General features: G+C 67.6%; 14 protein-coding genes. 10 read left to right on the top strand and 4 right to left on the bottom strand.

Features of this window, described 5'->3' with window-relative positions; genetic code table 11:
- The first annotated feature begins 31 nt into the window (after positions 1-31).
- The 10 genes from B0G62_RS00265 (at position 32) to B0G62_RS00310 (ending at position 7,999) form a co-directional block, all read left to right on the top strand.
- Positions 32-595: an RNA polymerase sigma factor gene (locus B0G62_RS00265; RefSeq protein ID WP_103701420.1), complete on the top strand. Its 564-nt coding sequence runs from the start codon at positions 32-34 to the stop codon at positions 593-595.
- Positions 592-1,023, top strand: a complete 432-nt coding sequence (locus tag B0G62_RS00270; protein ID WP_103701422.1) for a DUF3619 family protein — start codon at positions 592-594, stop codon at positions 1,021-1,023. Before B0G62_RS00265 ends, B0G62_RS00270 begins: the two co-directional genes overlap by 4 nt.
- 16 nt (positions 1,024-1,039) lie before the next feature.
- Complete coding sequence (locus B0G62_RS00275) at positions 1,040-1,873, top strand: DUF3106 domain-containing protein (protein ID WP_103701424.1); 834 nt, start codon at positions 1,040-1,042, stop codon at positions 1,871-1,873.
- Positions 1,874-1,967: 94 nt separating this feature from the next.
- Positions 1,968-2,540: an RDD family protein gene (locus B0G62_RS00280; RefSeq protein WP_103702829.1), complete on the top strand. Its 573-nt coding sequence runs from the start codon at positions 1,968-1,970 to the stop codon at positions 2,538-2,540.
- A gap of 220 nt (positions 2,541-2,760) precedes the next feature.
- Positions 2,761-3,711: a UDP-2,3-diacylglucosamine diphosphatase gene (locus B0G62_RS00285; RefSeq protein ID WP_103701426.1), complete on the top strand. Its 951-nt coding sequence runs from the start codon at positions 2,761-2,763 to the stop codon at positions 3,709-3,711.
- Positions 3,712-3,792: 81 nt separating this feature from the next.
- On the top strand, positions 3,793-4,824 hold the full coding sequence (locus B0G62_RS00290) for a glycosyltransferase family 4 protein (RefSeq protein ID WP_103701428.1): 1,032 nt from the start codon (positions 3,793-3,795) through the stop codon (positions 4,822-4,824).
- Positions 4,825-5,049: 225 nt separating this feature from the next.
- Positions 5,050-5,688, top strand: coding sequence for a diacylglycerol kinase (locus B0G62_RS32010; RefSeq protein WP_103702831.1), 639 nt, complete (start codon positions 5,050-5,052; stop codon positions 5,686-5,688).
- A gap of 223 nt (positions 5,689-5,911) precedes the next feature.
- Entirely contained in the window at positions 5,912-6,637 is a 726-nt protein-coding gene (locus B0G62_RS00300; protein WP_103701430.1) for a TetR/AcrR family transcriptional regulator, read from the top strand.
- Complete coding sequence (locus B0G62_RS00305) at positions 6,634-7,218, top strand: LOG family protein (RefSeq protein WP_103701431.1); 585 nt, start codon at positions 6,634-6,636, stop codon at positions 7,216-7,218. The genes B0G62_RS00300 and B0G62_RS00305 overlap by 4 nt, the downstream gene beginning before the upstream one ends.
- A gap of 34 nt (positions 7,219-7,252) precedes the next feature.
- Entirely contained in the window at positions 7,253-7,999 is a 747-nt protein-coding gene (locus B0G62_RS00310) for an SDR family oxidoreductase (protein WP_103701433.1), read from the top strand.
- Positions 8,000-8,006: 7 nt separating this feature from the next.
- Here B0G62_RS00310 and B0G62_RS00315 read toward each other — a convergent pair whose 3' ends face one another.
- The 4 genes from B0G62_RS00315 to B0G62_RS00330 all read right to left on the bottom strand — a co-directional run bounded on the left by B0G62_RS00315 (position 8,007) and on the right by B0G62_RS00330 (position 12,536).
- Positions 8,007-8,594, bottom strand: a complete 588-nt coding sequence (locus tag B0G62_RS00315; protein WP_103701435.1) for a DUF924 family protein — start codon at positions 8,592-8,594, stop codon at positions 8,007-8,009.
- Complete coding sequence (locus B0G62_RS00320; RefSeq protein WP_103701437.1) at positions 8,591-9,343, bottom strand: alanyl-tRNA editing protein; 753 nt, start codon at positions 9,341-9,343, stop codon at positions 8,591-8,593. The genes B0G62_RS00315 and B0G62_RS00320 overlap by 4 nt, the downstream gene beginning before the upstream one ends.
- A gap of 149 nt (positions 9,344-9,492) precedes the next feature.
- On the bottom strand, positions 9,493-9,903 hold the full coding sequence (locus tag B0G62_RS00325) for a group II truncated hemoglobin (protein WP_103701439.1): 411 nt from the start codon (positions 9,901-9,903) through the stop codon (positions 9,493-9,495).
- A 119-nt stretch (positions 9,904-10,022) separates the two neighbouring features.
- A complete protein-coding gene (locus tag B0G62_RS00330) occupies positions 10,023-12,536 on the bottom strand; it encodes an ABC transporter permease (protein WP_103701441.1) in 2,514 nt (837 codons plus the stop codon).
- Between the last annotated feature and the right edge of the window lie 94 nt (positions 12,537-12,630).

A 12,630-nucleotide genomic window follows, 5' to 3' on the forward strand; every position in this document is an offset into this window, starting at 1 on the left:
ACGCGTACGCTGGTGGCGGCGCCTGCAACGGATGGCATCAGACAAGGAACTCGCCGATTTCCTGGCGGGCGTCGAAAGGCGCGCGTTCAAGCAGACGGTCTACGCCGTGCGCGACGATGACGCGTCGCTCGATATCGTGCAGGACGCGATGATCAAACTCGCGGAAAAATACGGAGACCGCCCGCCTGCCGAACTCCCCCTGCTCTTCCAGCGTATTTTGCAAAACACGATGCACGACTATTTTCGTCGGCAGAAAGTACGCAATACGTGGGTGAGCCTGTTCTCGTCACTCGGCGGCGCCGACGACGAGGAGTTCGACATCCTCGAAACCTTCGAGTCCGAGTCGGGATCGCCCGGCGTCGAGAGCAGCGAGCAGCAATTCGAGCGCGAACAGATCCTCAAGCTGATCGAAGAAGAGATCCAGAAATTACCGGCACGTCAACGGGAGGCGTTTCTGATGCGTTACTGGGAAGATATGGATGTCGCCGAAACCGCCGCCGCCATGGGCTGCTCCGAAGGTAGCGTGAAAACGCACTGTTCGCGGGCCACGCACACGCTGGCTCAGGCGCTCAAGGCTAAAGGAATCACGCTATGAGCTCCGCTCTCGAAATCAAGGAATTAGAGTTCGTGCAGGGGATGCGCCGCGCGCTCGACGAGAGCGCGGCCAGCCTGCCGTCCGCCACCACTGCCCGTCTCACCGCCGCCCGCAAGGCCGCGCTCGCCCGCAAGAAGGCTGAGCCGGTGCTCGTGCGCGTGCCGTCGCTCGCCGCAGCGGGCGTGGGCGCCGGCATGGCCGCGCTGCCTGACGGCCTGCCGCCGCGCCGCCGGTCCGCGTTCGCGCGCTTCGCGCTGGCCTGGCCGCTCGCCGCATTGGTGGCCGGCCTGTTCGCGATTGCCTATTTCGAAGACCAACAACGCACCGCAGAACTTGCCGATATCGACGCGGCCATGCTGAGCGACGACCTGCCGCTCACGGCCTATCTCGATCACGGTTTCAATGCGTACCTGACGCGCGCGCACTAAGCGGGGGATTGACGGGGTGAGTTACAAGCGCGGCCTGGCCATTGTCATCGGATGCGTGGTCACGGCTTTGGTGTCGTATGCGGCGACGTATCCGCGCTTTCACCCCGAGGCAGCCGCCCCGGACGCGGCGCTCGCGCCGGCCGTCGCCGCCCAGGGCCAGCCATCGGCTTCTGACTCCATTGCGGCAGCGGCGACGGTCGCCGCCGCGCCTGCGAACGACAATGCGGACAACCCGCTCTCCTGGTCGCGCCTGACCGACGCGCAGCGCGTCGCGCTCGCCCCCTTCGCCAGCGAATGGGACAAATTCAGCGATGTGCGCAAGCGCAAATGGCTGCGGATCGCCGCGCATTATCCGAAGATGACGCCCGATGTGCAAAGACGTCTGCAAGAGCGCATGGCCGAATGGGTGCGCATGACGCCCGAGCAGCGCCGCGTCGCGCGCGAGAATTACCAGGTCTCGAAGGAGTTGCCGCCGCAGGCCCGCCAGCGCGCGTGGAAGGCCTACCAGGAACTCTCCGAAGACCAGAAGGAAAAGCTCGCCGCGAGCGAACGCAAGCGCCGCACCGTCGTGAGCGCGCCGCCGAGCGGCAACAAGAGCGAGATCCGCGATATCGAGCGCCTCGTGAACGAACGCGACCGTCGCGCGCGTGCCCGCACCGCCGCGGGAGCCTCGGTGCCGGGCGGCACGACGGCGCCTGTCGCACCGGGTCAGCCCGGCACCTCGGGGCAGCTCGCCGAGCCGCCCGCCACGGCCATGGCGGCCAGCATTCCCGCCGCCGGCAGCTTCGAACCCGCGATCCCCGTACCGGTATCGCCGTCCGAAGCGCCCGCCGCGTTCAAGGGTTCCTGAGCCTGCGCGAGGGCGCCCACGTTTTCCCGCGTTTCTGGTGGCCGCCGATCGCGGTTATGCTCACGAAGTCCCATCGCTGAGCCTTCGCGCCACCGTGACCGAACACGCCACCGCTGCGCCCGCCCTCGCCGCTTCCGACCCGAACGCGTCCCGCGCCGCGCCGCGTGAACCTGCTGCGCCTGCTGCCCCCGTGACCGTGCGCCGGCGCCTCGCCGCGCTCCTCTACGAGAGCGTGCTGCTGTTCGGCGTGATCTTCCTCGCGGGCCTCGCGTTCAGTCTCGTTCTGCAGCAGCGCAACGGCTATACGTACCACCGGCTGATGGCCGTCTGGATCGCGTTCGTCGCGCTCGCGTATTTCGTCGGCTTCTGGCGTCATGGCGGCCAGACCTTGCCGATGAAAACCTGGCGCCTGCGCGTGGTGGGCCCGGATGGCCAGCCCCCCACGACCGGCCGCGCCACGCTGCGCTACCTGGCCGCCTGGCTCTGGTTCCTGCCGCCGCTCGCGCTGCATCCGCTGTTGAACCTCACCGTCCCGCACACGCTCGCGCTCGCCGCGCTCTGGTTCGTGCTCTGGGCCGCCAGCGCCCGCCTGAGCCGCGACCGGCAGTTTCCGCATGATCGGCTCGCCGGCACGCGCATCGTTTCTGTGCTGCGCCAGCCTCGTTAAAACGCGCCGTCGTCAGCGCGCCACGTCATCAAAGCGTCACGCTGCAGCGCGCGAAAGTAGCGCGCGCAAGCCTCGACGCCTTGCCGGCCATGCCCCGCGCGGCTGCGGCGGCCCGCACCCATTGCTCGTCGGGACTGCGTAACAAGACCTTCTTGTGAATGTCACGGCGCCGTCACGGCCTCATGGCGCAATGCGCGTATTGCAACCTGCCGCGTGAGCCATGGCCCAGAAGACGTCCGCGACCCCACTTTTCCGGCAGACCTCCGGTCAGGATAGCGATTCCGCCGCCTTCCACTCCGGTCCGAGCGCCGCCGCGTTCCCGACGCCGGCGCTGCCCCTCAAGGACACCGGTTCCTCCGACTCGCACGACGACGACCACCCCGCTCCGCATCGCTACCGCACCATCTGGCTCTCGGATATTCACCTCGGCACCAACGGCTGCCAGGCGAACTATCTGCTCGATTTCCTGCGTCACAACGAGTCGGACTATCTGTACCTCGTGGGCGACATCATCGACGGATGGCAACTGCGCAAAGGCTGGTTCTGGCCGCAGGCGCACAACGACGTGGTGCAGAAAATCCTGCGCAAGGCGCGCAAGGGCACCCAGGTGGTGTACATCCCGGGCAACCACGACGAAGGCGCGCGCCAGTTCTGCAACCTCGCCTTCGGCGACATCCACGTGCGCGAGGAAGCGTTCCACACGACGCTCGCCGGCAAGCGCCTGTGGGTCGTGCACGGCGATCTGTTCGACGGCGTGATCCAGCATGCCAAGTGGCTCGCCTATCTGGGCGACTCGGCGTACACGGTGATCCTCGTGCTCAACCGCTGGTTCAACCGCATCCGCGCGCGGCTCGGTTTCCAGTACTGGTCGCTCTCGCAGTACCTCAAGCACCAGGTCAAGAACGCGGTGAACTTCATCTCCTCGTTCGAGCGCGTGATGACCGACGAAGCGCGCCGCCGCGGCTGTGACGGCGTCGTCTGCGGCCACATCCACAAGGCCGAGATCCGCGAAATCGACGGCGTGCTCTATTGCAACGACGGCGACTGGGTCGAGAGTCTGTCGGCGCTGGTCGAAACCTTCGAGGGCGAACTGCGCATCGTCTACTGGACCGTGATGCAGTCGCCGCAAGCCCAGGGCGCGCCGCGCAAGGCGCGCGTGAGCGCGGCCTGAAACCGGCATGACGCGCGACGTCCCTCATCCCAAGCATTCGCCAACCCACCGCAACACCCGAACCCCGAGGGCCGACGACCGATGAAAGTAATGATCGTGACCGATGCATGGGAGCCGCAGGTCAACGGCGTGGTACGGACCCTGAAGAACACGACGCGCGAGCTGATCGCGCTCGGCCATCAGGTCGAACTGCTCACGCCGCTCGAATTCCGCACGATCCCGTGCCCGACCTATCCCGAGATCAAGCTCTCGCTGCTCCCCAGGCGCCATCTGCGCGAGCGCATCGACGCCTTCGGCCCCGACGCGATCCACGTCGCCACCGAAGGCCCACTGGGCCTCGCCGCCCGCCGCTACGCAATCGACCACGACCTGCCGTTCACGACCGCTTACCACACGCGCTTTCCCGAGTACGTGCAGGCGCGCTTCGGCATTCCACTGTCGGTCACCTATCGCTTCCTGCGCTGGTTCCACAAGCCCTCGCTCGCCGTGATGGCGCCCACGCCCGTCGTGAAGACCGACCTCGAAAAATTCGGCTTCACCAATGTCGTGCTGTGGACTCGCGGCGTCGATCTGGAAATCTTCGAGCCAATGGACTCGAAGGTGCTCAACACGGCCCGGCCGATCTTCCTCTACGTGGGCCGCGTGGCGGTGGAAAAGAACGTCGAGGCCTTCCTCAAGCTCGATCTGCCCGGCTCGAAGTGGGTCTGCGGCGAAGGCCCGGCGCTGGCCGAGCTGAAGTCGCGCTATCCCCAGGCGAACTATCTGGGCGTGCTGAGCCAGCCCGAACTGGCCAAGGTCTACGCCGCCGCCGACGTGTTCGTGTTCCCGAGCCGCACCGACACCTTCGGCCTCGTGCTGCTGGAGGCGCTGGCCTGCGGCACGCCGGTGGCCGCCTACCCCGTCACGGGCCCGATCGACGTGCTGGGCACGGGCGGCGCGGGCGCGATGAACGAGGACCTGCGCGAAGCCTGCCTCGAAGCGCTCAAGATCGACCGCCCGACGGCGCGCGCCTGGGCCGAGCGTTTCTCCTGGACCGCCGCCTCCGAGCAGTTCGCCTCGCATCTCAAGCCGCGCCCCGGCTCGACGATGCAGGAAAGCAGCGCGGCGGCCTGAGCCTCGCTCACGGACCGGAGGACGACGATGAACCGGCCCCGCGCCCCGCTTTTCCCCTCGGCCCCATCCGAACCGGTGGACGCCGACGACGGTCAGGACGTGCTGGCCGAAGCCGCCGCGCCCGCCCAGCGGGGCGCGGCGCCGCCCGACCCGTCGGACTCGTCAGACGTTCCCGGCGCAACGGCAAACCGTGCGTGCGATACTGCGGCATCAACCCGCACCGTTATGGCCCCACGTCCTTCGTCACCCTCGCGCACCTCTGCCGCGCCTCGCGACTCCGAGACGCCGCAAGCCGGCAAGCCCCCCACGCACGGCGGCCCCGCGCCCGTTCATGCGTCCGGAGCCGCCAACACGCCGCAGAATGCGCCAGCGTCTGCCGGCGCGGCGCAGGTCGAGCCACCCGAGCCGGCGCATCTGCACGAACCGCTCGGCCCCGACGATCCGCTCGCCCCGCTGCCGTTCAACCCCTACAAGGGCAATCGCGGCATCATGCGCGCGTGGAACGCGCTCAAGTATTCGATCAAGGGCTTTCGCGTCGCCATTCGCGAGGAAAGCGCGTTCCGCCAGGAACTCACGCTCGCGGCCATCATGGTGCCGATCGGCGTGTTCGTGCCGGTCGATCCGGTCGAGCGCGTGCTGCTGCTCGGCTCGGTGATGCTGGTGCTGATCGTCGAGCTGCTCAATTCGAGCATCGAAAACGCCGTCGACCGCATCGGTCTGGAGCGCAACGAGCTGTCGGGCCGCGCCAAGGATCTCGGCAGCGCGGCCGTGACGGTCGCGCTCCTCACCTGCGTGATGACCTGGGGCTTGATCCTCGTGCCGCGTTTCGGCCCCGCGCTGCTGCACTGGATCGGCGTGCGCTGAAGACAGCGCTGAAGTCCACGCTCAAGTCCACGTTAAAGGCAGCAGACCGCGTTCATGCGGCGGCCCGGCATTCACGCCGATTTTCTTCATTCCCGGTTGGCACGTTTCGCGCCCCTGGCGTCGGTTTATAATCGAACGACAGTCTTAAAAAACGACCAACCGCGTCCGGGCACCGCGCTTAAGCGTTGCTCGCCCGACGCCGTACTTATCAGGGCCGGACGACATGGATGCGAAACCTCCCCGCCGCACACGCGAACGGATACTAGAACTGTCGTTGAAGCTGTTCAACGAAATCGGCGAGCCCAACGTCACCACGACGACCATCGCCGAGGAAATGGAGATCAGTCCAGGCAACCTGTACTACCACTTCCGCAACAAAGACGACATCATCAACAGCATCTTCAGCCAGTTCGAGCAGGAGATCGACAAGCGTCTGCGCTTTCCCGACGACCATCGCGCCACCATCGACGAGATGTGGGCCTATCTGCAATACATGGTCGATTTCACGTGGCGCTACCGCTTTCTCTACCGCGACCTGAACGACCTGCTCGCGCGCAACCGCACGCTGGAGATGCATTTCAAGCAGATCATCAGCCACAAGGTCGCGTTCGCGAAGCAGTTCTGCGAGCAGCTCGTGGAAGACGGCGAGATGGTCGCCACGCCCGCCGAAATCGCGGTGATCTCGACCAATATCGGCGTGATCGCCACTTACTGGCTCTCGTACCAGTTCGTGATGAATCCGCGCAAGTACAACGACCAGGAAGCGATCCAGGTCGAACTGCATCAGGTGAGCGTGCAGATCGTCTCGCTGATGGCGCCGTATCTGCGCGGCCGCGCGAGGCAGTTGTTCGACGATCTCGTCTCCGGCACGCATCCGAAGCGCGAGTTCTACGACTATCTGCCGCCGCGCGACGGCGCACCGAAAGACAGCAAGGAAACCCGCGAATGAAAGCCGTCTGTGTCTATTGCGGTTCCTCGCACGGCGCCAAACCCGCCTATGACGCAGCCGCGCAGGCGTTCGGCCGCGCGCTCGTCGCCGCGGATCTCGCGCTCGTCTACGGCGGCGGCAAGGTCGGCCTGATGGGCGTGATCGCCGATACCGTGATGGCCGAAGGCGGCCGCGCGATCGGTGTGATTCCCGAACTGCTGGTGGACAAGGAAGTCGGCCACAACGGCCTGACCGAACTGCATGTCGTGCCCGACATGCACCACCGCAAGAAAATGATGGCCGATCTCTCGGATGGCTTTGTCGCGCTGCCCGGCGGCGCGGGCACGCTCGAAGAGCTGTTCGAGGTCTATACGTGGGCGCAGCTCGGCTATCACCACAAGCCGGTCGGCATCCTCAATATCGACGGCTTCTACGACCCGCTCGTGACGATGCTCGAACACACGGTCAGCGAAGGTTTCATGCGCCAGACGTATCTGGACCTGCTGCAGATCGACAGCGATCCCGCCACGCTGATCGGCAAGCTCCAGCGTTATCACGCGCCCGCCAGGGACAAGTGGGCCGAGCAGCGCGAGAACGTCTGACACCCATACGTTCGTCCACGGAGGCTAGATTTCGATGGGCAAGGTCGTCCTGATCACGGGCGCGAGCCGCGGCATCGGCCGCGCGTGCGCTCGACTGCTGGGCGCGCGCGGCTGGACCGTGGGCGTCAACTATCTGCACAACGCCCCCGCCGCCGAGGAAACCGCAGCAGAAGTCGGCCGCGCAGGCGGCCATGCGCGCGTGCTGCACGGCGACGTGGCGAGCGAAGCCGATGTCGTCGCCATGTTCGACGCGCTCGAATCGGCTTACGGGCGCATCGATGCGCTCGTCAACAACGCGGGCATCGTCGCGCCTGGCAGCCAGCTCGCCGACATGGACGCCGCGCGCCTGAAACGCATGTTCGATGTGAACGTGTATGGCGCGTTCCTGTGCGCGCGCGAAGCGGCGCGGCGCATGTCGAAGGATCGCGGCGGCGACGGCGGCGCGATCGTCAACGTCTCGTCGGCGGCGTCGCGGCTGGGTTCGCCCAACGAGTACGTCGACTATGCGGCCTCGAAGGGCGCCATCGACACCCTGACGATCGGCCTCGCCAAGGAACTCGGCCCGCAAGGCGTGCGCGTCAACGCGGTGCGCCCCGGCCTGATCGACACGGAAATCCACGCGAGCGGCGGGCGGCCCGAGCGCGCCGCCGTATTGGGCGCGCAGACGCCGCTCGGCCGTCCGGGCAGCGCCGACGAAGTCGCGGAAACGATCGTGTGGCTCCTGAGCGACGCGGCGTCCTACGTGACGGGTGCATTGCTCGACGTGAGCGGCGGGCGCTGATCAACAGCTAGAAGCGCGAGCCGGGCTGGCTTAAAAAGGCGGCTTCGGCTTGCGTGCTCTCGCGGCCCAGTTGCGCATTGCGATGCGGAAAGCGGCCAAAGCGCGCAATGACGTCGGCGTGACGCACCGCGTAATCGTAGTAGCCCTTCGCCTGCGGGTCCTTCGCAAGCTCGCCGAACAGCCGCAGCGACTCGCGCTGCGCCTCGGCGGTTTCCGCATGTTCGAACGGCAGATAGGCAAAGGCGCGATGCTCGACGCCTGGCAGGCGCAGATCGTCGCCGCTTGCCACCATGGCGCGGGCAATGGCGAGTGCCTTGTCATCGGCGGCGAATGCGCGCGGCGTGCCGCGATGGCAGTTGCGCGAAAACTGGTCGAGCACGATCACGAGCGCAAGCGCCCCTTCAGGCGTCGCGCACCACGCGTCGAGTTCTCCGGCGCACGCGGCGTCGAGTAGCGCACCAAAACGCTCGCGCAACAACGCATCGAACGCCGCGTCCTTCCTGAACCACATCTTGCGTGCGCGGCCGTATTCCGCCGATCCCGGCGCGCCGAACCAGAAGTCGAGAACCTCGCGGGCACGCAGCGCCCCACTCATTCCACGAGTTCCAGCACGAGCCGACGCGTGCGCGCGCTTTTCTTTTCCAGCTTCGCCACGCGCAACCCGCCGATCTCGCGCGTGTTCTGCACATGCGTGCCGCCGCAGGGCTGCAGATCCACACCGTCGATGCGCAACAACCGCACGCGCCCCAGTCCCAGCGGCGGCTTCACGCTCATCGTGCGCACGAGTTCGGGGCGTTGCGCCATGTCTTCGTCGGTGATCCATTCGGTCGTCACCGCATGGGCGCCCGCGACCAGTGCGGCCAGACGCGCCTCCACGTGTTCGCGCTCGATCGGCTCGACCGTGGCGAAGTCGAGGCGCGCGTAATCGGCCGTGATGCTGCAGCCGTCCACGGCGTAAGGAAGCACCGCGCACATCAGATGGCTGGCCGTATGCAAACGCATATGCCGATGGCGGCGCGTCCAGTCGATTTCCGCGCGCACGCGCTCGCCCGCCGCCAGGCGCGCAAGCAGCGCTTCCTGGCCGGGCGCGGGAAGATGCAGCGCGTCGTCGGGCGTCGCGCCTTCGAATCTGGCCTTGCGGGTATCGGCGATCTGGATGCGGGAGCCGTCCGCGAGCACGAGCGCCCCGGTGTCGCCCGCCTGGCCGCCGCCCAACGGATAGAACACCGTCTGGTCGAGCTGCACGCCCTCTTCGCTCACGGCGAGCACGGTGGCGTCGCAGTGCGTCAGATAAGCGTCTTCTCGAAAAAGCGCGCGGGTGCGTGTAGGCGTCGCGATCGTCATGGGGCTGTCTCCTTGTTTTCGGGTGCATCGGGTGCGAGGCACGAGGTTCCATTATCGCGACGCGTCCGCAGTCGCAAAATACAGCCCGAATTACCCGTGGCCGGACTGTACCGGCACACGCACCGGGCCAGTCGCCATGCGGTCCCCGATCAGCCTGGACGGTTGCGCATCCAGTCGGCGGTCTCGAAGAACGAATGCAGCAGGCGCTCGCGCAGCGGCTCGGCGAGGCCGATGTCCTCCATCGCCCACGCCATGCAGCGCAGCCACTGATCGCGCTCCGACGAGGCGATCGCGAACGGCAGATGCCGCGCGCGCAGGCGCGGATGACCGAAACGCGAGATGTAATGGTCCGGGCCGCCCATCCAGCCGCACAGGAACCAGAAGGTCTTGTCGCGCGAGCCGTCGAGCGTGGGCGGATGGAGCGCGCGGATGCCCGAGAACTCGGGTTCGAGGTCCATCAGGTCATAGAAACGGTCGACGAGCTCGCGCACGCGCGCCTCGCCGCCGACGAGTTCGAAGGCCGTGGGCTGCTGCGGCGCTTCGTCGGCTGGATCGGTCATACAGTGGAATCGATGCGAAAAACGGGGACGGCGGCGCGCTTGAGCGTCAGAACACCGCCGGGCAAACACACATTTTCGCATAGCGGCGCGCGCCCCGGCCGCCACGGGTCAAGCCGGCCTCAGGCATCCCGCAGCGACTGCAGCGCGGGCCGCGCGAGCACGTGCCGCAGGCTGATCCAGCCGCCCACGCCCGCGCACGCCACGCCCGCCGCGATGCCCGCCGGCACGAGCCACGGATCGAACGGAAGATAGAACTCGAACACGCGCGTCGCCAGCACCGAGCCGACGATCTGCGCGCCCACCGCCGCCATCAGGCCCGCGAGCGCTCCGACCGCGACGAACTCGGCGATCTGCACCGAGCGCACCTGCGCGTGCGACGCGCCCAGCGCGCGCAGCAGCGCCGACTCGCGCATGCGCTCGTCGCGCGTGCCCGCGAGCGCCGCGTACAGCACCAGCACGCCCGCCGCGAGCGTGAAGAGAAACAGGAACTGCACCGCGCCGATCACCTGCTCCAGCATGCGCTGGATCTGCGCGAGGATCGGGCCGACGTCGATGGCGGTGACGTTCGGATACTGCGCAACCAGCCCGTCAACCACGGCGCGCTGCGACTCGGGCAGATGAAAACTCGTGATAAACGTGGCCGGGAAATCGTGCAGGAGCGCCGGCGGCATCAGCACGAAAAAGTTGACCTTGAACGAACCCCAGTCGAGCTTGCGCACGCTCGTCACGGGCGCGCTCACTTCCAGCCCGGTCACGTCGAAGGTCAGCACATCGCCGGGCTTGACCTTCAGGATCTTCGCGAGTCCCTGCTCGATCGACAGTTGCGGCGTGCTCGCGTCGCCGTACCAGGCACCGGCCTCAATGCGGTTGTCGTCCGGCAATTGCGTGGTGTACGAGAGATTGAACTCGCGATCGACCAGACGCCGCGCATCCTCGCTCTTGTACTGATCGGGATTCACGGGTTTGCCGTTGATCGACGTGAGGCGGCCGCGCACCATCGGCTCCAGATCCGGGTTCGCGATGCCGTGCGCGCCCAGCCACGCGGCCACGGCGTCGCGCTGCGCGGGCTGGATGTCGATGAGGAATTCATTCGGTGCGTCGGGCGGCGTGGACTTGCGCCAGCCGTCGATCAGGTCGTTGCGCGTCATCGCGATCAGCAGCAGACACATCAGGCCGATGGCCAGCGACGTGATCTGCAGCGCGCTCGCGCCGGGCCGCCGTTCGAGCGACGCCAGCGCATAGCGCCAGCCCACGCCCGCACGCGAATCGAGCCCGTTGCGCTGACTGCGCGCCACGCGCGCCGCGCCCCACAGCGCCAGCCGCGCGATGGCCGCGAACACCAGCAGGCCGAGCGCAAAACCGCCCGCGACGATGCCGCCGAGCTTCAGTTCGCCCGCCGCCAGCACCAGCAGCCCCGCGAACAGCGCAATCCCGACGGCATAGGCCGCCCAGGCGGTGCGGCTCTCGTCGCCCCATTCGCGGCGCAGCACGCGCACCGGCGGCACGCGCGTGAGCGGCAGGAGCGGCGGCAGCGCGAAGCCGAGCAGCAGCACCAGTCCAGCCGCCACGCCTTCGAGCGCGGGCAGCGGGCCGGGATACGGCAGCGCCACGTCGATCAGCGTGCCCAGCCAGGCGAGCAGCGCGAGATGCCCCGCGTAGCCGAGCGCCACGCCAATCGCCCCGCCCACCAGTCCTAAGCCCGCGAATTCCAGCACGAAGATCGAGCGCAGCGTGCGCTGGCTCGCGCCGAGGCAGCGCATCGCCGCACAGGTGTCCAGATGGCGGCGCGTGTAGCGGTGCGCGGCCATCGCGATCGCCACCGCCGCAAGCAGCGCGGTCAGGAGCGACACCAGCGTGAGAAAGTGACGCGCGCGTTCGAGCGTCTGACGCACCTGCGGCTGGCCGTCGCTGAGCGATTCGAGACCGACGCCGCGCATCTTGCCGCCATCGAGGCTGGCCCTCGCCCACGCGGCGAACTGCTTGACGGCGGGATCGGCGCCCGCCACCAGCAGGCGGTAGGTCACGCGGCTGCCGTAGCCCGTGAGGCCCGTCGAGGGCAGATCGGCCGCGTTGAGCATCAGGCGCGGCGAGAAGTTGACGAAGGAAAAGCCGCGATCCAGCTCGCGCGTGATGATCGCGCCCACGGTCAGGCTGCGCGTGCCGACCTTGACCGTATCGCCTACGCGGAGCTTGAGCGCGTCGAGCAGTTCGTCGTCCACCCAGACGGTGCCAGGCGGCGGAATGCCCTGCGCTTCGCGGTCGGGCGCGCCGGGTGCGGAGGCGATACGCAGCGCGCCGCGCAACGGGTAGCCCGCCGAAACCGATTTGACGGCGGCCAGGCGCGCGGGCGTTTGGCCGTCGGACGTCGCGGCAGGCACGCTCACCATGCTAGGGAAAATCGCCGTGGTCGCGGTGCGCAGGGCAAGCGATTGCGCCTCGCGCGCGAACATCGGGTCGAGCGGATGATCGGCGCGCACGATGAAATCGGCGGCGATCATGCGGCGCGCGTCGCGTTCCAGCCCGCGCTGCAGACGATCGGCGAGAAAGCCCACGCTGGCGAGCGCCGCCACGGCCAGCACGAGCGCAAGCAGCAGCATGGTCAGCTCGCCCGCGCGCCAGTCGCGTGCGCTCATGCGCGCGGCAAGCCGCACGAGATCGGGCCAGTTCAGGGACGCGGGGGACGCAGGGGATGCGCGGCCGGACACCGCCGCAGCGGAAGAGGAATCA

Source organism: Paraburkholderia eburnea (assembly GCF_002917095.1).
In the GTDB taxonomy this organism is placed as follows: Bacteria; Pseudomonadota; Gammaproteobacteria; order Burkholderiales; family Burkholderiaceae; genus Paraburkholderia; species Paraburkholderia eburnea.

Excerpts from the sequence above, each read along its gene's own strand:
- B0G62_RS32010 (WP_103702831.1), top strand. The coding sequence starts at position 5,050 with ATGGCCCCACGTCCTTCGTCACCCTCGCGCACCTCTGCCGCGCCTCGC.
- B0G62_RS00290 (WP_103701428.1), top strand. The coding sequence starts at position 3,793 with ATGAAAGTAATGATCGTGACCGATGCATGGGAGCCGCAGGTCAACGGC.
- B0G62_RS00300 (WP_103701430.1), top strand. The coding sequence starts at position 5,912 with ATGGATGCGAAACCTCCCCGCCGCACACGCGAACGGATACTAGAACTG.
- B0G62_RS00305 (WP_103701431.1), top strand. The coding sequence starts at position 6,634 with ATGAAAGCCGTCTGTGTCTATTGCGGTTCCTCGCACGGCGCCAAACCC.
- B0G62_RS00310 (WP_103701433.1), top strand. The coding sequence starts at position 7,253 with ATGGGCAAGGTCGTCCTGATCACGGGCGCGAGCCGCGGCATCGGCCGC.
- B0G62_RS00265 (WP_103701420.1), top strand. The coding sequence starts at position 32 with ATGGCATCAGACAAGGAACTCGCCGATTTCCTGGCGGGCGTCGAAAGG.
- B0G62_RS00285 (WP_103701426.1), top strand. The coding sequence starts at position 2,761 with ATGGCCCAGAAGACGTCCGCGACCCCACTTTTCCGGCAGACCTCCGGT.
- B0G62_RS00320 (WP_103701437.1), bottom strand. The coding sequence starts at position 9,343 with ATGACGATCGCGACGCCTACACGCACCCGCGCGCTTTTTCGAGAAGAC.
- B0G62_RS00270 (WP_103701422.1), top strand. The coding sequence starts at position 592 with ATGAGCTCCGCTCTCGAAATCAAGGAATTAGAGTTCGTGCAGGGGATG.
- B0G62_RS00325 (WP_103701439.1), bottom strand. The coding sequence starts at position 9,903 with ATGACCGATCCAGCCGACGAAGCGCCGCAGCAGCCCACGGCCTTCGAA.
- B0G62_RS00315 (WP_103701435.1), bottom strand. The coding sequence starts at position 8,594 with ATGAGTGGGGCGCTGCGTGCCCGCGAGGTTCTCGACTTCTGGTTCGGC.
- B0G62_RS00330 (WP_103701441.1), bottom strand. The coding sequence starts at position 12,536 with ATGAGCGCACGCGACTGGCGCGCGGGCGAGCTGACCATGCTGCTGCTT.